Source organism: Desulfuribacillus alkaliarsenatis, from assembly GCF_001730225.1.
In the GTDB taxonomy this organism is placed as follows: Bacteria; Bacillota; Bacilli; order Desulfuribacillales; family Desulfuribacillaceae; genus Desulfuribacillus; species Desulfuribacillus alkaliarsenatis.
The window spans coordinates 108,714-131,077 of record NZ_MIJE01000011.1 but is presented as its reverse complement, the minus strand read 5'-3'; the positions used below and the strand labels follow the sequence as shown (position 1 = coordinate 131,077).

Annotated in this window: 20 protein-coding genes; 4 read left to right on the top strand and 16 right to left on the bottom strand. The window is 39.0% G+C overall.

Features of this window, described 5'->3' with window-relative positions; translation table 11 throughout:
* Positions 1 to 2: 2 nt before the first annotated feature.
* Positions 3 to 1,268 (bottom strand): DEAD/DEAH box helicase, encoded by a 1,266-nt coding sequence (locus BHF68_RS06385; RefSeq protein WP_069642807.1) that lies wholly within the window; start codon positions 1,266 to 1,268, stop codon positions 3 to 5.
* Positions 1,269 to 1,352: 84 nt separating this feature from the next.
* Entirely contained in the window at positions 1,353 to 3,593 is a 2,241-nt protein-coding gene (locus BHF68_RS06380) for a DNA topoisomerase III (RefSeq protein ID WP_069642806.1), read from the bottom strand.
* Positions 3,594 to 3,717: 124 nt separating this feature from the next.
* On the opposite strand from BHF68_RS06380, the gene BHF68_RS06375 reads away from it, so the two are divergent.
* Complete coding sequence (locus BHF68_RS06375; RefSeq protein WP_069642805.1) at positions 3,718 to 3,930, top strand: hypothetical protein; 213 nt, start codon at positions 3,718 to 3,720, stop codon at positions 3,928 to 3,930.
* Between the two features lie 72 nt (positions 3,931 to 4,002).
* Here BHF68_RS06375 and BHF68_RS06370 read toward each other — a convergent pair whose 3' ends face one another.
* Both BHF68_RS06370 and BHF68_RS06365 read right to left on the bottom strand, forming a co-directional pair.
* A complete protein-coding gene (locus tag BHF68_RS06370) occupies positions 4,003 to 5,115 on the bottom strand; it encodes a DUF3810 domain-containing protein (RefSeq protein WP_069642804.1) in 1,113 nt (370 codons plus the stop codon).
* Between the two features lie 148 nt (positions 5,116 to 5,263).
* Positions 5,264 to 6,100: an HD-GYP domain-containing protein gene (locus BHF68_RS06365; RefSeq protein WP_069642803.1), complete on the bottom strand. Its 837-nt coding sequence runs from the start codon at positions 6,098 to 6,100 to the stop codon at positions 5,264 to 5,266.
* Positions 6,101 to 6,305: 205 nt separating this feature from the next.
* On the opposite strand from BHF68_RS06365, the gene BHF68_RS06360 reads away from it, so the two are divergent.
* Positions 6,306 to 7,082 carry a M48 family metallopeptidase gene (locus BHF68_RS06360; RefSeq protein ID WP_069642802.1) on the top strand — a complete coding sequence of 259 codons (777 nt, stop codon included), beginning with the start codon at positions 6,306 to 6,308 and terminating at the stop codon, positions 7,080 to 7,082.
* Between the two features lie 4 nt (positions 7,083 to 7,086).
* Here BHF68_RS06360 and BHF68_RS06355 read toward each other — a convergent pair whose 3' ends face one another.
* Together BHF68_RS06355 and BHF68_RS06350 are read right to left on the bottom strand one after the other, a co-directional pair.
* Entirely contained in the window at positions 7,087 to 7,404 is a 318-nt protein-coding gene (locus tag BHF68_RS06355; protein ID WP_069642801.1) for a P-II family nitrogen regulator, read from the bottom strand.
* Between the two features lie 17 nt (positions 7,405 to 7,421).
* Positions 7,422 to 8,462 carry a sodium-dependent bicarbonate transport family permease gene (locus BHF68_RS06350; protein ID WP_084019252.1) on the bottom strand — a complete coding sequence of 347 codons (1,041 nt, stop codon included), beginning with the start codon at positions 8,460 to 8,462 and terminating at the stop codon, positions 7,422 to 7,424.
* A gap of 230 nt (positions 8,463 to 8,692) precedes the next feature.
* Here BHF68_RS06350 and BHF68_RS06345 point away from each other — a divergent pair, with 230 nt between their 5' ends.
* Positions 8,693 to 9,367, top strand: a complete 675-nt coding sequence (locus BHF68_RS06345) for a uracil-DNA glycosylase (protein ID WP_069642800.1) — start codon at positions 8,693 to 8,695, stop codon at positions 9,365 to 9,367.
* A gap of 17 nt (positions 9,368 to 9,384) precedes the next feature.
* On the opposite strand, the gene BHF68_RS06340 is transcribed toward BHF68_RS06345, so the two are convergent.
* Positions 9,385 to 10,434 (bottom strand): YheC/YheD family protein, encoded by a 1,050-nt coding sequence (locus BHF68_RS06340; RefSeq protein WP_069642799.1) that lies wholly within the window; start codon positions 10,432 to 10,434, stop codon positions 9,385 to 9,387.
* A gap of 210 nt (positions 10,435 to 10,644) precedes the next feature.
* Between BHF68_RS06340 and BHF68_RS06335 the strand changes: the two genes are divergently transcribed.
* Positions 10,645 to 10,860, top strand: coding sequence for a hypothetical protein (locus tag BHF68_RS06335; protein ID WP_069642798.1), 216 nt, complete (start codon positions 10,645 to 10,647; stop codon positions 10,858 to 10,860).
* Positions 10,861 to 10,990: 130 nt separating this feature from the next.
* Here the strand turns inward: BHF68_RS06335 and BHF68_RS06330 are convergent, their stop codons facing one another.
* The 9 genes from BHF68_RS06330 to BHF68_RS06290 form a co-directional block, all read right to left on the bottom strand.
* Positions 10,991 to 12,838, bottom strand: a complete 1,848-nt coding sequence (locus BHF68_RS06330) for an ABC transporter ATP-binding protein (protein ID WP_245669644.1) — start codon at positions 12,836 to 12,838, stop codon at positions 10,991 to 10,993.
* The gene (locus BHF68_RS06325) at positions 12,828 to 14,564 is read right to left on the bottom strand and encodes an ABC transporter ATP-binding protein (protein ID WP_069642797.1); all 1,737 of its coding nucleotides are present in this window, start codon (positions 14,562 to 14,564) and stop codon (positions 12,828 to 12,830) included. Before BHF68_RS06325 ends, BHF68_RS06330 begins: the two co-directional genes overlap by 11 nt.
* A 129-nt stretch (positions 14,565 to 14,693) precedes the next feature.
* On the bottom strand, positions 14,694 to 15,512 hold the full coding sequence (locus BHF68_RS06320) for an ABC transporter ATP-binding protein (RefSeq protein ID WP_069642796.1): 819 nt from the start codon (positions 15,510 to 15,512) through the stop codon (positions 14,694 to 14,696).
* A 12-nt stretch (positions 15,513 to 15,524) separates the two neighbouring features.
* Positions 15,525 to 16,571 carry a FecCD family ABC transporter permease gene (locus BHF68_RS06315; RefSeq protein WP_069642795.1) on the bottom strand — a complete coding sequence of 349 codons (1,047 nt, stop codon included), beginning with the start codon at positions 16,569 to 16,571 and terminating at the stop codon, positions 15,525 to 15,527.
* On the bottom strand, positions 16,568 to 17,572 hold the full coding sequence (locus tag BHF68_RS06310) for a FecCD family ABC transporter permease (RefSeq protein ID WP_069642794.1): 1,005 nt from the start codon (positions 17,570 to 17,572) through the stop codon (positions 16,568 to 16,570). The genes BHF68_RS06315 and BHF68_RS06310 overlap by 4 nt, the downstream gene beginning before the upstream one ends.
* Positions 17,573 to 17,605: 33 nt before the next feature.
* Positions 17,606 to 18,607 carry an ABC transporter substrate-binding protein gene (locus tag BHF68_RS06305; RefSeq protein WP_176719891.1) on the bottom strand — a complete coding sequence of 334 codons (1,002 nt, stop codon included), beginning with the start codon at positions 18,605 to 18,607 and terminating at the stop codon, positions 17,606 to 17,608.
* A gap of 317 nt (positions 18,608 to 18,924) precedes the next feature.
* Positions 18,925 to 19,365 carry a MarR family winged helix-turn-helix transcriptional regulator gene (locus tag BHF68_RS06300; protein WP_069642792.1) on the bottom strand — a complete coding sequence of 147 codons (441 nt, stop codon included), beginning with the start codon at positions 19,363 to 19,365 and terminating at the stop codon, positions 18,925 to 18,927.
* Between the two features lie 128 nt (positions 19,366 to 19,493).
* Positions 19,494 to 21,686, bottom strand: a complete 2,193-nt coding sequence (gene katG / locus BHF68_RS06295; protein ID WP_069642791.1) for a catalase/peroxidase HPI — start codon at positions 21,684 to 21,686, stop codon at positions 19,494 to 19,496.
* Positions 21,687 to 21,814: 128 nt separating this feature from the next.
* Positions 21,815 to 22,348 (bottom strand): ferritin-like domain-containing protein, encoded by a 534-nt coding sequence (locus tag BHF68_RS06290; RefSeq protein WP_069642790.1) that lies wholly within the window; start codon positions 22,346 to 22,348, stop codon positions 21,815 to 21,817.
* Positions 22,349 to 22,364: the final 16 nt, after the last annotated feature.

Below are 22,364 nucleotides of genomic sequence, written 5' to 3'. Positions count from 1 at the left end.
GACTATTTGCGTTTGTTGCGTTTATTATGCTTTTTCGCTCTTTCCACATTTCTTTTTATATTCTGCTCACGTCGTTGGCGATAACCAGCATCTTCTTCCTTGCGGGCGCTTGTCTGCGGTCGTCGATTATTCTCATTCGTTCTCGTATTGACAGTTACAGTTGCTTCTTTTCTTTCAATCCGCATCTGTATCCCTTTTTCAATGATATCTAGGTGCATTCGATCCTTAGGAGCTACAAGTGTTATCGCTAATCCATCGCCACCTGCACGACCAGTTCGGCCAATTCGATGGATGTAACTTTCCGCATCGTGGGGAATATCATAATTGAATACATGTGTAACACCCTCAATATCTAAACCTCTAGCAGCTACGTCAGTTGCTACTAACAGCTGTAGCTTCGCTTCGCGGAATTTCTTCAGCACGGCTTCCCGTTTCGCTTGCGTAAGATCCCCATGCAACTCGTCCGATTCATAGCCAAAGGAAAGCAACGCTTCATTTAAAGTACTGGCCCGACGTTTTGTACGGCAAAAGATGATTGCCATAAACGGTCGATACGTATCTATCAAATGACGTAACATCGCTTGCTTCGCTCTATCCGTTGTTTCAACGACAATTTGTTTAATTTCTTCAACAGTAATTTGCGTGCTTTTTACGCGCACGTCTACAGGTTCATGCATATATCGCTTTGCCAGTGTTCGAATTTCCTTAGGCATCGTGGCAGAAAACAACATCGTCTGTCGCTTCTGTGCAGTTTGCTTTATAATTGTTTCTACCTCAGGTAAGAACCCCATATGTAGCATTTGATCAGCTTCATCAAGTACAAGCATTGACACTCGCGATAAATCAATGGTCTCCCTACGCAGATGATCTAACAGCCTACCTGGTGTGGCAATTACCATATGCTGACCACCCTTGAGCTTTTTCATTTGCTGTTCAACATCCTGACCACCATATACCGACAATATCTTGTATCCTGCTAGCTCAGCAGTTAGTTTTTTCACTTCGGTGGTAATCTGTAGTGCCAGTTCCCGCGTCGGCGTCACGATTAGCGCTTGGATTTCTGGATTACTCAAATCAATTCGTTCTAGAATTGGCAATATAAAGGCTAGCGTTTTCCCCGTACCTGTTTGCGCTTGCGCAATCACATCTGTGCCTTTAAGTAATACTGGAACTGCCTGTTCTTGAATTGGGGTTGGCTCGGTAATTCCATTCGCATGCAATTGTTCAACTACAGCTTTGCTAACTCCTATCTCTTGAAAACGACTCATGTTTTCACCTTTTCGTATCTTATTTGCTTGCTAGCATTGTTTAATACTTTTAATATTTTACTTTTAAATATTTTACTTATAACTTTATTTTAGCTTCAGTTTTGCTAGTGCATCAGCTAAAGCTGTATTTATTGGCTCTTCTTCTTTGTTTATTTGTTTAATAAGCTTAGCTGTTTCCTTCTTGTTGACTTTACTATTCTTATCCTGTCTTCGCTCTTGGAAGGCCGACATTTTTTCCCTGTAACCACATTTACAGACGAAGATTTGCCCCTCCCCCTGTCCACGTAACTCGAGCTTCTTTTTGCATTCTGGACAACGGGCATTTGTCACCTTAGATACACTCTTTCGATGGCCACATTCTCGATCTTCACAGACGAGCATTTTTCCTTTTTTGCCTTGTACTTCAAGCATATATTTTCCACAATCAGGACATTTAGTTCGCGATAGGTTGTCATGTTTAAATGTTTGGTCGTCCCCCTTTATATCGTTAACGACCTTCTTAGCATAGTTTCTCATTTCTGTGACAAATGTATCCTTTTTTAGCTTGCCTTTTGCAATCGCGTCGAGCTTTTGCTCCCAATCTGCCGTCAACTCTGGTGAGCGCAAATCCTCTGGTACAAGCTTCAATAGCTGTCTACCCTTTGACGTTGAGTGTATTTCTTTGCCTCTTTTTTCTAACAGAAAGCTATTAAACAATTTTTCGATAATATCTGCTCTTGTAGCTACCGTTCCTAATCCACCTGTCTGCCCGATGGTTTTCAATAGTTCTTTATCCTTGGTATCCATATATTTAACTGGATTCTCCATCGCACTTAAAAGCGTTGCCTCTGTAAAATAGGACGGCGGCTTCGTCTCTCCAGTGGTCTGTTCAATTCTATCGATGGTTAGATTGTCACCCTTTTTCACATCTGGTAGCGTCTGATCCTTTGCACTGCTGACATCCTGTGCTAATTGCTCTGTATCTTCGTTATCAACATAATCATTTGCAGCGCTATTTGCATTATAACTACCATATACCTCTTTCCAGCCTAATTTATTAATGATTTTACCCTTTGCGATGAACTGTTCACCCCCAAGGGCTGCAGTAATGGTTGTCTGTTCGTATTCAAAGGCTGGCAACAGAACTGCTAAGAAGCGCTTGACGACTAAATCGTAAATTTTTCGCTCTTTATCGCTAAGGTTATTTAGAAATACGGTCTGTTCCGTTGGTATGATTGCGTGGTGGTCAGAGACCTTGCTATTATCTACGAAATGCTTACTCGCTTTAATTGCTGAACGCTGGATTTTTGCTGCGAACTTCTGATAATCACCAACGGCACATGCCTTTAGCCGCTCCTTTAGAGTGTCTACAATGTCTATAGATATGTACCTAGAATCAGTTCTCGGATACGTAAGATATTTATGGTTTTCGTACAGCTTTTGCATAATCGACAATGTTTCCTTAGCCGAATAGCCAAAAATTTTATTGGCATCACGCTGTAGCTCTGTTAAGTCGTATAGCTGCGGTGCATAGCTTTTTTTCGCTGCTTTTTTAACGTCAATGACTTCCATTGACGTTTTAGCTGTCTGTAGCTTCTGCAGTTTTTTATCGATTGCGTCTTTATTGAAGCTTCTTGTTTCCCCAGTCTTCTGTTCATTCCAAGTTAGCTTGAGGCCGTCAGTCGTTTTAGCTACAATTCCATAGTAAGGCTTTGGTATAAAGCTGCGGATTTCCTCTTCTTTCTTAACAATCATCGCTAGCGTTGGCGTTTGAACCCTACCACAAGAAAGCTGTGCGTTATATTTTGTAGTTAATGCCCTGGTTGCGTTAATACCAACAAGCCAGTCTGCCTCGGAGCGCGCTATTGCCGATGCGTAAAGATTTTCAAACTCCTTGCCGCTACGCAGTCTTTGAAACCCTTCTTTAATCGCTTTGTCAGTAACCGACGATATCCAAAGACGCTTTAGAGGTTTTCGTACATTTGCCTTTTCTAAAATCCAGCGGGCCACTAATTCGCCTTCACGTCCAGCATCCGTAGCAATCACGACTTCATTAACATCCTTGCGCGTTATAACATCTCTAACAGCCTTGTATTGCTTACCAGTTTGCTTTATTACGACGAGCTTAAGCGGTGACGGCAGCATCGGTAAATGCTCAAGCTGCCAACTTTTATATTTCTCATCATAAACCTCTGGATCAGCTAACGTTACTAAGTGTCCGAGCGCCCATGTGACTATGTATTGCTGTCCTTCTAAATATCCATTACCTTTTTTATTACAATTTAACACCCGTGCTATATCCCTCGCTACTGACGGTTTTTCTGCTAGTACTGCAATTTTACTCATATGTATATCAAGTATCCTTTCTATTCTGTCTTTCTTTGGATAGTACGATTATATCAGAACTTCAGCTGATATGATAATAACTGTGATATACTAGCAGAAAAACTATCTCGAGAGGAGTATTTGTATGGGAGTAGGAACGATTGTACACATTATACTTGGTAGTGCTTTAACAATCGCAATGCTGATAACAGCTTTTCAATTACTGCAGTTCTTTCTATCTAAATCTGATAAGAAACCAATTTACTTATCTAAAGTACGTCAGTATGGTATAACCTCTATTATTTTGTTTGCTGTTTATATGCTTTGGATTGCTAAGAAATCAATGCTTCTAGGATGATTTTCCGATAAAGAAAGGGCAGTGTAAACTTCAATTTTTGTCGTTTGCACTGCCCCTTTATATTAAGTTTTATCAATACATTATTTGAATTGTTTCAGTTTGTCGATAATACGCAATTAATAAGTCTACCATTCTACCGTAACTATGCACGCCATCCATTTGGGCGTTAGCTTGTAAATAGGCATTATTAATTCTAGTAGCGGCTTCTCTTACAACACCTTGATGTTTTTGGCTATGTTCGGACCAGGCTGCGAAATCTCTTACTACACCTGGACTAAACCCTGCCCTTAATTCATTATGTTTTTCTATATCATACCTTCGCAGAGCACCCATCGAGTAATTTAAAGCCATCATTGTGCCTGAATACTGAAAATCATAGTCTGGATGCATTATTGAAGTAATATATCCAATGTAGTTAGCCTCATCTTCTCTGGCTACCCCTCGTTGGTGAGCAATTTCGTGCATTGTTGTAAACGGTATTAGAAAATGCGGTCTGTTAACATTTACGTTCGGTTCAGCCGTGAATGGAAAATAGACTCCGCCAATACCCTGGTAGGATAAAATCGTTGAAAACAGTGCTGACTTTGGTCTTCCATATCTGCCACCAAGCTCTGGATAAATTTCACTTGCAACAATAAAGCCTAGCTCTGCTCTATTTAAGATATCACGTGTTCCTTTAGGGGAAATCGTAATGCCACTGGTGTCCTCTACTACCAAAGCACGCAGTTCATTCGCCTGTTCAATTAAATACTTGTTTAATAACACAAGCTCTTCCACAGAAGATGCCGTTACTTCTAAATTTAGCATTGAAGCAATCGGCTCACGATGATAATTGAGTCCCCATACTATTAAAAATACAAAGTAGATTACACTTATAGTAATTGCAGCCAATTTCAGCTGTTTTAATAGGATGCTTTTCCACTCTTTCGGTTGTTTAAAAATTTCATTTAGACGGTATATTAAATTCACTAGCACCGTTATAATCGTCGCGACTATAATCAGTTCGGCAACAGAAAATGGAAATATCCCAGTGATATTACTGATAAATTGAGCAATATATCTATATATAAAGTTCGAATATGCTTGCTCCACTATTATTGGTGAGCGGGCAGCTAAATAGGACAGCCCTAAAGATAAAGGGAACAACAATATAAGATACATGATGTTAAATTTAAGTTTTTTCATCTACGTCATCCTCCTTAACTTTTTAGCTGACATAATAATTATACAATATTTTAAAATGATATTTATTGTCATTTTTTAAAACAAAAAATCTTTCTAGTTCTTCTAGAAAGATTAAGGAATCATATTAAACTGCTTCTCTACAAAACAATTAGAAAAACTCGACTATTTTCAAGTCACTTTTTTTACTAAGGTCTATGTATTCGCCACCAGACCTAACAACTGGCCTATTCATTGATGTAGGGTTAACATACACAATTTCTCCGATAACTTGATTGCTTAACAAGACCTTCGCACCAATTGAAAATTCTTCTAAGGATTTCAGAAACACGTGGGTTATTATAGGGTCTAATATTCCATAGCTACCGCTATATATTTCTTTTACTACCTGATGCATTGGCCGTCTTGTTGAATGCTTTCGATTGGAAGTCATAGCGTCAAAAATATCAGCCACTGCAATAATTTTAGCATTCGTATGAATTTCTTGCTCTTTTAACCCTTCTGGATAACCACTACCATCACTTCTTTCATGATGCTGCTTAATAGCAAGTAGAATATCTTTGTCATCTATCTGCTTAGATAAAAGCTCATAACCCTTTGATGTGTGTTCCTTGACAATTTCATACTCTCTGTCAGTTAATTCTGTCGATTTATTTAAAATCGAATCTGGAATTTTTGCTTTACCTATATCATGGAGCAAACCAGCAAATACTAGTTTGTATATATTATGCTCGTCTAAATTAAGCCATTTGCCAAGTCTGCCTGCTATAATAGCTACCGCTACTGGATGTGTATAATAATATAAGTCTAAGTTTTTCAAGTGTTGGAGCAAGGTATAAAAATTGCGGTTACTTTGCACAATTTCCATAAGGTTTTTTGCATGCTGATTAATCCTTACAATATCTAATTCTCTATTAAAGCGCACATCTTCAAACAATGCTCTTACTAATAATATTGAATCATGGTATGCTTTAATCACCTGCTCCATGGTATTCCCCTCCTTATAGTAATTGTTAAAATATTTTACCATAAAAAGGTTCAATCGTAGCTTAAGCTAACCTTAATTTATCATTAATTTTTCTTTTAATAGTGAGATAGTGCTATAATAATGTGCTTTTTTCATACAGAAATTTATCATACAGCTATTTATCATACAGTTAGAACTTATTTCGATGTTAAGGGAGTAACTCAAATTGCCTATATTCAAATACAAAAACGCCAATATCAGATATACACTTATACAAAAACCTAAACTTAAAAATATCTCTATTAGAATTGAACCTGATACAAGCGTGACCGTTAAAGCACCCTCTTATGTATCTATAAAACGAATAGAAGAGATTTTAAATAAAAAAGCTCCGTGGATTTTAAAAAAATTAGACCAATTGGCGACACAGCCTACACCCCCTGAACCAAAGCAATTTAAAGAGAATGAGCAATTTGCGTTTTTAGGAACAGCTTTCCCACTTTCCATTAACGTGCAAGATTTAAACAAGTCTTTAAAGAAGCCTCTAAAAAAACCTACTAGCTATTCAAAATTCTACACCTTAGATTTTAATAATCAGCAGTTTATCCTTACTGAGACTACAGGTATAGTTTCAAAAGTAGAGCGTTCAGAAATTTTAAGGGGTCTTTTTAAGCAATGGTATATAAAACAAGGAATGCAGTTACTAGTAGAACGTCTTGATTTTTATACAAAGCAAATGGGGGTAAGTCCTACCAAGGTCGTTTTCAAAGAGCAGAAGAAGCGCTGGGGAAGCTGTACAAGCAAAGGAGCCATCTACTTAAACTGGCGTCTAATGATGGCTCCCATAACTATTATTGACTACGTCATTGTGCATGAACTAGCTCACTTAAAGCATCTGAATCACTCTAAGGATTTCTGGTATTTAGTACAATCAATTCTGCCAGACCATAAGGAACGAAGGAATTGGCTAAAGCTTAATGGGGCTACTCTGACTATCGGTTAGCTCCTTACGCAAAATGATCGTCTCTAAGGACTTTCACATCAATCACATGCACAATTATACTAATATCTTCATCCATCAAATACTGTAATCCTTTAAGAATTTTTTCGGCTACCTCTAAACTAGATACAACAACAATCTCTACATTGCCAGATAGTTCACTCAAGCTGCCAAAGTCACCACGCGAACCGTGTAGACCCATCCCACTTATATTTTGGTATACTGTATAACCACTTGCTCCAGCTTTTTCAATGAGCCTAAGAATCCGTTCTTTGTATACTTTTTCTACTATGATACCTATTTTTCTTTTATCGTATAAATTCATGTTTGGCACTTCCTTTTTTAAAAGAATCGCATAATATTTGTAGCTAAATAATAGTATATCGGAATCCCGAATATTAGGTTAAACGGTAATGTCACCCCTAATGATGCGCCTAAATACATGGCGGGATTAGCCTTAGGTAGGGACACCCTCATTGCAGCTGGGGCCACTATATAGGAGCAGCTAGCAGCTAATACACCAAGTAGGGTCGCACCACCAATTGACAGTCCAGCAATTCCTCCGACTATAATTCCTAAAACAGCATTGATACATGGAATAATTATACCAAAGCCGACGATAAAAACACCCGCTTTTCTTAACTCATGAATCTTACTACCAGCCACGATACCCATTTCTAGCATAAACAAGCTCAGCATTCCCATAAAGAGCTCTTTATAGAAAAACTCTACTTGTACCATCCCGCTTGGCCCTGTGATATAACCTACAATCATTGCGCCCAGTAGAAGGATAACACTCTTACTCAATACTACCTGTTTCGTTACTTGAGGCAAGCTCTTCTTTTCTGATAGGGCATCTAGCTTGTCTGCACCTGTTTCAGAATTTACAGTTGAAGCTTTTTTAAAGCTACGGCCTTTAGCTAGAGAAGCTAGTACTAACGCCACTATAATCGCTGGTATTTCCATGATTGCAGGAAGTCCATTCATAAAAGCTTCATATTCAATATTCTGGTTAGTTAAAAAAGTTGCTGCTGCTATGAACGTTACAACGCTTATTGATCCATAGTGTCCAGCTAAGGCAGCGGCATCGTCAGCTTTAAATTTCCCCATGCCTTTAAGTATATAGAAGCAATAAATTGGTATAAAAATCCCCAGTACAGTAGCACCTATAATTGCTGGTAATACAGATAATATGCCTGCTTCTGCTATTGCGACACCGCCCTTTAGTCCAATTGCTACTAGAAGGTACATCGTAATAAAATCTCCGATTGCATTCGGAAACTCTACCTTCGCCTTAATTAATGCAATAACTAGTCCCATTGCGAAGAACAAAACTACTGGAGATATTAAATTGCTTATTGCTAAGTCGATCATGCCACCCATATCGTTGCCTCCCGTAATATAGTTATATCGTAAGTTATTCACACAAAAAATCCAACACAAAAACCTTGCGGCATTTTGTGTTGGACGCCATGTATTCTTTTTCCCATTGGATTATAGCTTTTTCTTCATTCATTATATGATACCATTAAAACATTGCATGTCAATATAGCAAGTGTGTGTCTGTTATTAGAAGCAAAGCATGTGATACAATACAGTAAGGTGGTGATTACATGGCTATTTTGAAAAACGATTGGGCTACTCTACTTAATGAAGAGTTTACAAAAGACTATTATATTAACTTAAGAAAGTTTTTAAAAGATGAGTATCAAAAGTATACTGTTTATCCTGATATGTACGATATCTTTAATGCTCTTCACTATACAGATTATAATGATGTTAAAGTTGCTATCCTCGGGCAGGATCCCTATCACGGTCCAAACCAGGCTCACGGTCTTAGCTTCTCTGTCAAACCAGGCGTGCCAGCACCGCCATCACTAATTAACATTTTTAAAGAACTACATAGTGATTTAGGTTGTTATATACCTAATAACGGTCATCTGAAAAAATGGGCTGAACAAGGAGTATTGCTTTTAAATACGGCTTTAACTGTACGTGCAGGACAAGCTAACTCCCATAAAGGTAAGGGCTGGGAGCAATTCACCAATCAAGTTATCCAGTTACTAAACAATCGCAAACAGTCAATCGTGTTTATCCTGTGGGGTGCTAACGCCCAATCAAAACTGCAATTTATTGATAGTAATAAACATTTTATTATTAAATCTGTTCATCCTAGTCCCTTATCAGCCCATCGTGGTTTTTTTGGCAGCAAGCCTTTTTCTAAGGCAAATCAGTTCTTAGTAACAATAGGTAGCGAACCGATAGACTGGCAGATTGATAACATTTAATTGATAATATCTAATATTTACTTGGCCATAAGGAATGAAGCGTATTCTAATGGTTTTCTATATATCGTATTAATAATACTTTTATCTTTTAATTTTTTAAACATACCCTTGGAAGGTCTTCCGTTAGCTTCAATAAGCCATATTTGTCCAACCTGATCAAAGGCTATATCAATGCCTAATTCAGCGCAATGTCCAATCCTACTATCAAGCTCTGTTGCCGCTTGAATTGATATTTTTTCAATCTTTTCTATAATCTCTTTGATACGTTCACTAGAAAGACCTAATTCCGTTAGAACATTTTCTATGGAGTCTACCTTCTTAATGCTGTTTGTTATAAAGCTATCTTTAAAGGTCATCCTTGCCAAGGAAGCTGTCGTCTCCCACTTTCCAGATATGTTTTTTTGGACCATGATACGAAAATCAACGCGTCTTTCATCTATTTGAACCAGCGGAATATAGGATTGTAATATATATTCTTCTGCGCTAGTTAACTCAGATATTTTATCGATAAAGCTCAGCTCGTCAGAGTAGCTTTTTTTTTCATACATATTTTCTTTGTAAATGGAGTACTCATCATGCATGTGTTTTTGAACCCAGTATATATTATTACCTAAGGTTCCATTTGTAGATTTTAGAATGATTTGTCCTTCTGATTCTAGTAATTTAATTAGCTCCTGTTGTGAATATTGTGCAGTGCTTGGTAGATATTCTTCAACACTTGTTCCTTGTAATGCTTTATATGTCTCAAGCTTATTCAATTTTGTTAGTCTATTGTATAATTTATTTTCTCCTATTGCTTTAACTAATCTATTAATAGCTTTAGTATTACTAGCGTAGTAACGATTATAAATTACTGTTGGAAATGCGGAATTCTTTTTTTGCCAATTACCACTTGATATATTATAGATCTCTGCTTTTATTTTTTGGGTTTTCCAATTAATGTCTTTTGGTCGAAATAATATTATTTCTAAATTTAGATTATTGCTATTTCGGAAATATTCTTTATATGCTGATTTTCCAGTTAAAGACTTCACTACGATTCCTAAAATTCGGTTTTTCTTTTTCATTATCCACCACTCCACTAGACATTTTGCCAACATTTCTCTTCCTTATTATTAAATTTACTTCCCATATAGTATATGTATTTATTGCTTGCACTCTTTGAAGCTAACGCCCTTTTTCTATTAAATCAACTATTATACTAAGCGCTTTCTATCAACAAAGCATATATTACAACAAAGGATCCTTTTAATATATTTTAGAGGGGGGGTAACATCATGGGAGTTAGACCTGGCGGTTGTCCTTGTGAGGCTTGGGCAGATTTATTGACAATAAATGAAGATTATAGAGTTAATACAGAAGCTGGTCAAGCAGAACCAAATGCACCTTTAACATTTATAGGTAGTACCAACAATTTCTTGATTTTCGAATTGCCAAACAACGATACAATATGGTTTTGTTGTGAAAAAATCACTTCTATTCAAGAAGCTTAGTATCACTATTTGTTCTGTAATTTAGCAGCTCACCTTCTGTTCGAATCAGAATGCTCGACTAGGATTGTCTAGTCGAGCATTTTTGTCTGCCAATTTCTTTTCATTTTTTAATTACTAAGCATTAATCACTTTATACCGCATATTGATTATTGTACAGCGTATAATATAAGCCACGTTCTCTAATTAAATGTTCGTGGTTCCCTTGCTCCGCTATTCTACCGTTATACATTACGAGAATCTTATCAGCTTCTCTAATTGTGCTTAAACGATGGGCAATGACTAAACTCGTTCTACCACTTTTCAGTGAATCAATTCCTTTCTGAATCATCAACTCTGTACGAGTGTCAATACTACTAGTAGCTTCATCAAGTATCAAAATCACAGGATTCGCCAAAATCGCCCTAGCGATATTAATTAATTGCCTCTGTCCTTGGCTAAGATTTGATCCCTCTGACGTCAGGACGGTATCATATCCTTGCGGCAATCTTTGGATAAATGTATGAGCATTCACGAGTTTGGCTGCCTCTACCACTTCCTCGTCCGTTGCTTCTAATCTTCCGTAGCGGATGTTCTCCTTAATTGTGCCAGCAAATAAGTATACATCTTGTAAAACCATACCAATTTGACTTCGCAGCCAATCTTTCTCAACAGACTGAATATCTACACCGTCAATATTAATCCTGCCGTCTGTAATTTCATAGAATCGCGTTAAAAGACTAATTATCGTTGTCTTCCCAGCTCCTGTAGGGCCAACGAGCGCAATCGTCTCACCTGGTTTTGCCTTAAAGGTAATATTCTCTAATATAGGAACATCGGTAGTATAACTAAAGGAAACATGTTCAAAGCGTATTTCTCCAATAGCCGTTTTCGGTGCGTAGACATTCACATCTAAACGCGCTGTTTCATATTCTGATTGGCTATCTATGATTTCAAATACTCGTTCCGCGCCCGCTACACCAGCTTGCATGAGATTAAATTGATTTGCCAGTTCGTTTACAGGCCTGCTAAATTGCTTGGAATAATGAAGAAAACTCACGACCACACCGATACTCGTCATTTCGGAAATAACCATCCATGCACCAACCACTGTAATCATCGCAAAACTCATGTTTGTGATGGCATTCATAAGAGGTGGCATAATCCCTGCGAATATTTGTGCTTTCATGGAAACATCTTTTAACTGCTGATTTTTATTCTGAAATTGTTCTTTCTTCGCATCTTCTTGATTAAATATCTTTACTACTTTTTGCCCCGCAATCGTTTCTTCTATAAATCCATTTATATCTCCTAAACAACGCTGCTGTTGTGTGAAAAATCGTCTTGTATACTTCGCGAGTAGTTTCGTAGAAACTATAACTATCGGAATAATAATTAAGCTGATAAGTGTTAAGCGAGGGTTCAAACTGATCATAAATAAAAAGGAACCAATAATAATCACAAAACTCGAAATCAACTGCGTTACACTTTGATTAAGTACCGTCGACACCTGTTCAATATCATTAGTAGCCCGGCTCATTATTTCCCCATGGGTACGGTTATCGAAGAAACGCAACGGCAGTTTTTGTAGCTTCGCAAACACATCTTCTCGCATCGTTTGTACTGTTTTGTGAGACAATCCGACCATGAGATATCCATGAAGCCAAGTCATAAGGGAGCTTCCCGCATATACACATGCCAAGATAATGCATATTTGAAGAAACCCTTCGAACTGTCCAGGTATCACATAATCATCAATAGCAACACCCAATATATAAGGAGCCGTCAAAGTTAGTAAGGATGCTACCACCACCATACAAGCGACAGCGATCAATCCATATCGTTGACGAGCCAAATAGCTCCAAATACGCATGACAGTATCGCTAGTTTTTGTTGCTTTTTCTAAGGGCAGCATACCGCGCCCTTGCCCACCAAATTTCCCAAAGGTCATCTCTGTTGACATTTTTGATACATCATTTTTCTGAGGGTTTTTAGTAACCATTCAAAAGCCCTCCGTTCCTAAATTGCGACTGATATATTTCTTGATATATCCTACAATCGTGTAATAATTGCTCATGGCTCCCCTGAGATAGAATTCGCCCATGCTCCATGACAACGATTGTATCGGCATTGATAACCGAAGAAATGCGTTGTGCAATCATGATGCATGTGCAGCCATCTAATTGCTGTCGTATTTCTTGCTGAATCTGCATTTCCGTGGCTGTATCAACAGCGCTAGTGCTATCATCCAGAATTAATATCTTTGGTTGTAATAATAGCGCCCTAGCTATAGAAATTCGCTGTTTTTGCCCCCCTGAAAGATTGACACCTTTTTGCCCGATTCGTGCATCATATCGACCTGGTAATTTATCAATAAATTCGTGTGCTTGAGCCATCTTGGCCGCCTTTATAATCTCTTCTTCGCTCGCATTTGGTAATCCAAAGCATATATTCTCTTTAATCGTCCCCGAAAATAGAAACGGATTTTGTGAGACAATTGCAATCCTCTTTCGCAGTTCCGACAATGGAATATCCCTGATATCCTTTCCATCGATATAGATAGTACCAGAGGTTGGCTCGTACAGCCTTAGTAACAGTTGTACCAATGTGGATTTGCCCGCTCCTGTCGAACCGACAATGGCAATCCTCTTTCCTGGACAAATCGATAAATTAATATTTTCTATGGTTTTTTCCTTTTGTCCATCCCCATAGGAAAAACTCACATTTTCAAAGTTTACCTTGCCTTGAAGGACTTCATTATTATGACTCTCCACATCCTCTGTGTCTACTGATACAGAGAACACATCGTTCACACGTTCTGCCGACGCTCTCCCTCTAGTAACCATCATCATTAGATTCCCAATCATAAGTAGTGAGAATAATACTTGAATTACATAATTTATAAAGGCAATCAAATCTCCTACAGGCATATTCCCCTGCCATGCCTGATGGGCACCAAACCACAAAATCAATACCACACTACTATATAAGATGAGTGAAACAATCGGCATATTCAAAGCCATAATACGGAAGGCCTTGATTGCTGTTTGTGTAAAGTCCTGATTCACTCTAGCAAAGCGCTTGTTCTCATAATCTGAACGAACAAAAGATTTCACTGCTCGAATATTGGATACGTTCTCCTGCACTGTCGTATTGACGTTGTCGAGTTTCTTCTGCAGTTTAGAGAATAACGGGGATGCAAAACGAATCAATAGATAGATTAATATTATTAACGTACTAATCGTTACCACCACAATGATTGCTAAAGAAGGATTTATTATGAATGTCATTATAATGCTACCGACAATAATTAATGGACCTCTGACAAAAGCCCTTAACGACATCTGTACCAACTGTTGCAGTTGGGCAACATCATTCGTAAGACGTGTGATTAAAGAGCCACTTTTAAACAAATCCAGTTGTCGGAAGGAAAAGCTCTGTACCTTGGCAAATAAGTCCATCCGAAGATCCGCAGAAAACTGCATCGCTGCCCTACTGGAAAAAATCGTACAGGCAAAGCCTGCAAACATCCCGATTACAGCTACAACTAGCATCAATAGACCTGTTTGCTGAATATGTACTATATCACTTTCCATTACGCCATGATTGACTATGCTCGCCATAAGCATCGGTTGCATTAAATCCATAGCCACCTCTAACATCATGAAAAGCGGAGCTAGCACACTTGCTTTCCAATAGGGTACTAAATATTTTCTAAGTTTCCACATGCTCTGTCGTTCTCTCCTATGTTTTATTTCCACAAACACTTTAACTATTCTAACTATGGAATAAAGAACATCGGGGAGCACCTATTTCCCAGTGACTCCCCTAAACCTTTCCATCATTTCATTGCACTACTAATAATTGCAAGCTGGTCTAATTTTATCCGCCTTAATACCTTTGCCAAAAGGTATACACATAGGCGTCCCAAACAGCGGATCTTTAGACACCAAACAATCCATGCAAAATACCTTTTGAATCAATTCTACGTTCATAATCTTTTCTGGTACTCCACAAGCTACTACTGTCTTATTTGCAACGGCAACCATATGATCCGCATAGCGAGCCGCTAAATTCAAGTCGTGAAGTACCATAACAATAGTACGCTTTTGTTTGCGATTTAGCTCAAACAATATATCAAGAACTTCCACTTGGTGATTAAGATCTAGGAAAGTTGTAGGCTCATCTAGTAATATTAAATCTGTATTCTGTGCTAGGGTCATGGCAATCCACGCGCGTTGTCTCTGTCCTCCTGAAAGTGACTCAACAGCCCTCTCTGCAAGATGGTCTAGCTGGGTTATTCGTAGCGCATCTCGCACATAGTGTTCATCCTCCTCCGTCCATTGATTGAACCAATTCTGATGAGGATAACGCCCTAACTTCACTAGTTGAAATACCGTCAATTCCTGAGGAGCGGTAGGTCCCTGCGGTAGGATTGACATTTTTTTCGCTACTTGTTTAGTGCTCGTCTTACTTATATCCTTGCCATCAAGTACTACTGCACCACCAACTGGCTTTAACAGCCTAGCAATTGACTTCAGTAATGTCGATTTGCCACAACCATTACTCCCAATAAAAACAGTCACTTTTCCCGGTGGAATTACCAAATCTAAATTGTCAATAACCTGTGTTTCACCATAGGATAGACATAACTTCTCTGTCGTAATTTTTGCCATATTTCACCCTCCTTACTTATTACGCATTCGAACAAACAAATAAAGAAAAAACGGAGCTCCAATCAAAGCTGTAAAAACTCCTGCCGCTATATCCAGCGGTGCAAACCAAGTACGCCCAATCCAATCAGATAACACCACCAAAATCGCTCCAACTAATGCTGCACACGGAAGCAACTGCCCATAACTTGTGCCTACAAGTTTTCGTGCGATATGCGGCGCCATAAGACCTATAAAACCAATCCCCCCTGCAAAGGCTACTGAAATCCCTGCTAAGCAGGCAGCAATACCAATCGTTCCAAAACGAATAAACTGTAACCTCCCGCCAAGACTAACTGTAATATCGTCACTCACTTGCTGTAAATTCAATGATGAGACAAGGAATATTAGCGCCGGAATGAGAACTAGCATCCAACCAAATACAATCTGAACCTCATACCATTTCGTCGCATGCAAGCTACCCGTAAGCCATGTATAAGCGCTTGCTGATCGAGCAATATCACTCGAAATCATCAAAATTGTTTGGATAGCCCCTAGCATCGCCGTAATTCCAAATCCGACTAGAATTAAACGAAAAGGGGTGACGCCATTTTTCCATGCCAATGCATAGAGAGTCGCTACTACTAAGAGTGCACCAGCAAATGCAAACAATGGTAAAAAATGAATGTTAAGACGATCATACAATAGCGTTATAAAGATAACAGCCATCAACGACGCGCCACTGTTAACCCCAATCACATCAGGAGAAGCAAGGGGATTTCGTATCATCCCTTGTAATATCGCACCAGCCAAAGCTAGCCCGACTCCAACTAAAACCCCTAATAATATCCGTGGCAATCGCAGTGTTAATACCGAAAAATTCTCTACGGAGTTTCCATGCCCTAGTAAGATCCAAACTAACCGTTCGAAAGAGACATCTGTCGTGCCTGACTTCAAGCTAACAGTCATCAATCCTAGGAGAAATAGTGAAAGCGCAATCATAATCCATAGGGCTTTCGTTTGTACTTGAAAAGAAACTAACAGTCGTTTTAGCCGTAGTGTAGTGTATGTTGACTGACTCATCCTTTCATCACCCCTCTACGAACTAAATACATAAAGAATGGGGCTCCCAGGGCTGCAGTAGCAACGCCCACTGGAACTTCTGTAGGATACATTACAAATCGTGCGAATATATCGGCTGCTAAAAGAAGACTCGCACCGAACACAGCACAATATGGTAATACCCAGCGATAATCAATGCCTACCAGCCCTCTCACAACGTGAGGAACAATCAAACCAACAAATCCGATTGGGCCAGCCATAGCAACCGCACTTCCCGATAGAAAAACAACAACGATTAGACCCATCGCTTTTACAAGCCATGTTTTCTGACCTAAGCCTTTTGCCGCCTCTTCACCTATGAGCAGGGCGTTGATCTTCCCGCTAATAGCAAAAGATATAAACAGACCCACGGCGATAAATGGTAGTACAGGCATAACCATATCCAATTTCCTGCCTTCTACTGATCCTGCGAGCCAAAATATAATATTCTCCAAGCGACCTTCATTGATAATTAACAACCCCGTCGTAATGGATGAAAACAGGAATCCAAGTACAACTCCAGCCATCGTCAGCTTTAACGGAATCAATCCACTACTTCCCGTAGATCCTATAAAAAATACAGCTACAGCAGCCAAAAAGGCTCCAAGAAAGGCCATCCACATAAATCCTTGTAAGGAATAAATCGAGAACACCGTCATCCCAACAACTACACTCAAGCTCGCCCCTGCATTAATGCCGAGAATCCCAGGCGACGCCATTGGGTTCCTCGTTAATGCTTGCATAATTGCCCCCGATACAGCCAAGCTAGCACCTGCCAGAGCCGCAATTACGGCTCTTGGCATCCTCATCGTTTTAATAACTGTTTGTGCAGATGATCCATCGTATGCGAAGTACGCTTGATAGACTGTATGAACGTTCGTATTTGTATAACCATAAGCTAGGCTCATCAAAAACAGAAATGCTACAACCGCTAAAGAGATGAGAATACCTATGCTTTTGCCAATATGCTGTTGAATTACCATTCCCTTAGCTCCTTCTAAGCACTTTGTACTTTTCTACTCACCTAGCAGCATTCTTTCAATATCATCAAGTACATAGTCTGCTGATATAATTCCATAAGTCATATTCCAATACGCATCATCCACTTCATAAACTTGACCTTTTTGAGCCGCACGCAACCCTTGGAATAATTGATGACTCATCCATTCATCCGCAAATTTCAATCCTTCTCCATCTCCACTATCTAATACGAAATAGAATAGGATATCGGCATCCATCTCTGGAATACGCTCTTGGGTAATGTTTTCAGTCCAAGCATCATAAGAATCGTGGTTAGCAGGTCTAGCAAAATTAAGTTCTTTTAAAATACTACCGCTATAACTGTTATTATAGAAAAAGCGTCCCTGCCCTGCTGTAAAGCGAAGAACTCCAACTTCTTCATTAAGCTTGTCGGCAGCACCTAGTCTAATAGAAAGATTAGCCGCTCGTGCTTCCCAATCTTCTAGAATTTTTTTGCCTTCTTCAAGCTTTCCTACTGATTCAACATATAGTAGAAAGTCGTTTTTCCATTCACCATCTGTATGTGCCTCGTTAAAAATCGTCGGTGCGATCATGCTCAACAAATCGTAAGAACTCTCTGTTCTCGTCTTAGTACCAAGAATTAAGTCTGGCTCCAATTGCATTACCGCTTCTAAATCTGGCTCCGACATCGTTCCTACATTCGTCACACCATCCATATATTCTTCAAGGTGTGGATACCAAATGCGGTCACCCATTGCTTGTGTCGCTCCCACTGGCGTAATTCCCACTGCTAATAATGCTTCTAGTGCATCACCGTTCATTACAACAATTCTATGCGGGTTCGCTGGAACCTCTGTAGTACCCATTGCATGTTCTATAATTCGAGTACCTGGTTCTACAGCTTCGTTATTACCTTCATTTTCTCTCCCGACTCCGTTCTGATTTCCTTGATCGGATGAAGATTGGGTAGCTGAACCTCCGCATGCTGTCAAAACTAATAAAAGTGCAACAATACTAAATAACCATATTTTTTTCATTTGAATTCCTCCCATTATGTAGATAGTGTAAAACAATATTCTATTTGATAACGATTATCAACCGTAGTTGTAATTATAGTTTAATTGATAATGATTGTCAATATTAATTACAATTATATTTGTGCCGACACTTATATTTAATATAAAGCTCTTAACACATAAGTATTGTTAATTAAGGGGTTTTGTTTGCTTTTAAATCTCTGTATTTTTTATTTTTATCATTATTATTGTTTAGACAATCATTAAATCCGTTATAACTATATAAAAAAACACCAGATGAGTACTAATACTCACCTGGTGTTTTTTATTCATAATATCTAATTCAGGTTTTCATTTATCTTTTCTAATACATTTAAAAAAATTCTCATTTCTTCCTCATCAATTCCAGCAGAAATATCATCAATCGTTTTTTGCGCTTGTTCTATCAACCCAATTTGCAACTTTTTCCCTTGATTTGTTAGAAAAATCAGATTCGTTCTCTTGTCAACTGGATGAGGTACTCGTGTAACTAAATCCTTCTTCTCCATATTATTAATAAGTCTAGATACACTCGGCGAATCTTTTCCCGTCAATTCAGCTATTTTATTCTGAGTTAATCCATCCTCTTCCCATAAGCGTATCATAATAGACCATTGTTCATGGGTTACAGGATATTTTCTTCTTTTAAAATTCTGATTTAATCGGTTTGTAACCAATCTTGCAGTAGTTACAATTTTATATCCTATCGATTCTTCTAGAACGTATTTCTTGTTTGTCATAGCCCACCACTTCGCATCAAAATGGATTTACCTACCGCTATAACTATAACACGAAAATGATTAAGATTAAACTTCTTTTACATATTTTATGTTATTTTGTCTACTTTGGCCATTTACCCGAAACGACCTTAGCGTACATCATACCGATCCGCGTTCATAACTTTATTCCATGCGGCCACAAAGTCTTTAATAAATTTATCTCGAGAATCGTCGCACGCGTAAACTTCAGCAAGAGCGCGAAGCTGAGAGTTCGAGCCAAAGACTAAGTCCACTCTCGTTCCTGTCCATTTCAGTTCTCCTGAATTACGATCCCGCCCTTCAAACACTGCTTTGTCGTCTGTTGTTACTTTCCAAACCGTACCCATATCAAGCAAATTAACAAAGAAATCATTTGTTAGAGTTTCTGGTCTGTTAGTTAAAACACCATGCTGAGATTGTCCATAATTGATATTTAAAACACGTAATCCTCCAAGAAGTACTGTCATTTCTGGAGCTGTTAAAGTCAATAATTGCGCCCGATCAATTAGCATTGCTTCAGCCTTTGCAGAGCTGTTTCCTTTTAAATAATTACGGAACCCATCAGCTCTTGGCTCCATTACCTTGAAGGACTGGATATCTGTTTGCTCCTGAGTTGCATCAGTACGGCCAGGTGTAAAGGGAACAGTAATATCGTAGCCTGCATTTTTGGCAGCTTGTTCAATTCCCACATTCCCGCCTAAGACAATTAAATCAGCAATAGACACGCGCTTTTGACCAGCTTGTGATTTATTAAAGTTTGCTTGAATCTTCTCTAATTCTGCTAGCACTGTTGCTAATTGCTCTGGCTGATTAACCTCCCAATCCTTCTGTGGTTCTAGGCGTATACGTGCTCCATTGGCACCCCCACGCTTATCTGATCCACGGAACGTAGATGCAGAAGCCCAAGCCGTACTAACTAATTGCGGCACAGTTAGCCCAGATGCAATAATCTTCCCCTTAAGTTCACTAATATCTTGCTCATCGATTAACTCATGGTCAACAGCCGGTACCGGATCTTGCCAGGTCAATTCTTCTGATGGTACTTCAGGTCCAAGATAAAGGGCACGTGGTCCCATATCGCGGTGTGTTAATTTGAACCATGCACGTGCAAAAGCATCAGCAAATTCTTCTGGATTTTCAAGATAACGTTTAGCAATCGGTGCATACTTCTCATCATAACGTAGGGATAAATCTGCCGTAGTCATCATCGGACGGTGCTTCTTAGTTGGATCAAAGGCGTCTACAACCATATCTTCTTCCTCTACATCTTTTGCTAGCCACTGATGCGCACCTGCTGGACTCTTAACTAATTCCCACTCATACTTGAACAATACTTTTAAATAACCAGTATCCCATTTTATCGGATTTGGTTTCCAAGCACCTTCAATACCACTACTAATTGTATCGGCGCCTTTACCACTACCGTAGCTACTAATCCAACCTAGCCCTTGTTCTTCGATATCTGCTGCTTCAGGCTCAGGACCTACGTGTGATGCATCTCCTGCACCGTGACATTTACCAAAGGTATGACCACCAGCGACCAGAGCAACAGTTTCTTCATCGTTCATTGCCATTCTTGCGAAGGTATCTCTAACATCACGACCAGAAGCAACTGGATCTGGATTGCCGTTCGGTCCTTCTGGATTTACGTATATAAGCCCCATCTGCACTGCTGCTAGTGGGTTTTCTAGCTCACGATCACCAGAGTAACGCTGGTCATCTAGCCACTCACCTTCTGAGCCCCAATAAATGTCTTCTTCTGGTTCCCAAACGTCTACACGTCCACCAGCGAAGCCAAATGTTTGTAGCCCCATTGACTCAATAGCGCAGTTACCTGCAAGAATCATTAAATCGGCCCAAGATATTTTATTGCCATATTTCTGTTTTATTGGCCATAGCAACCGACGCGCTTTATCTAAATTAATGTTGTCTGGCCAGCTATTTAGCGGGGCAAATCGTTGCGTTCCGTTCACACCACCGCCGCGTCCATCAGCTAAACGATATGTACCTGCACTGTGCCATGCCATGCGAATGAAGAGTGGACCATAATGACCATAATCAGCTGGCCACCAATCCTGTGAGTCAGTCATCAATGCATGTAGATCTTTCTTAATCGCTTCTAGGTCAAGTTTTTTAAATTCTTCTGCATAGTTAAATTCTGCATCCATAGGGTTACTTAAATTTGAGTTTTGGTGAAGAATTTTTAGATTTAACTGGTTTGGCCACCAGTCTTTGTTAGAGGTACCCCCACCTGCATGTTGACTTTTAGAATGACCTGTTACTGGACAACGCTTTTCTTCCATAATTTAGTTCCTCCTTCAATAAAGTTTCTTTTTAGCATTTTCTTGAATCATCTATTATTTTGATTGAAAAGGACCTCACTATTGTGAAGCCCTTTGGTTTTTCTCAAATACCTTATTGCATAGTCTTATTAAGCGTTCCCTTTATTGATGAAACTTTTGCTTACACCACCAGTATCTGCAGACGTGCCTGCTTTTTGTGCCAAGAATGTTTTTCCAAGGTTGCTAATGTGTTCGTTGATGCTGTCGAAGTAATTAAAATGTTCTTGCTCTTCATCTATCATTTGCTCAAAAATCTTCATCGAAGTGCTGTCACCATTTTCTCGACAGACTAACAGGAATTGATTGTACGCATCAACTGCATCATCTTCTTCGCCAGCAGCATGCTCAAATATTTCTTCAGCACTTTGACCTTTGACGATTTTACCTGCCAATTCTGAGGTTGGTTCACCACCTAACTCTTTAACACGCTCAGCAAGCATCTCTGCATGACGCATTTCATCAATTGCTATTAGCTTCATGTTTGCAGCTAATTCACCGTAATCCATGTCATCTAAACTATAGTGTTGGTTCATATATTGGTGAATCGCTTGTAGCTCCATTGAGCGAGCTTTGTTCAATACCTCAATTACATTTTGTCTTCTTTCTTCCCTAGATTTCCCCATTATTAAGAGCTCCCTT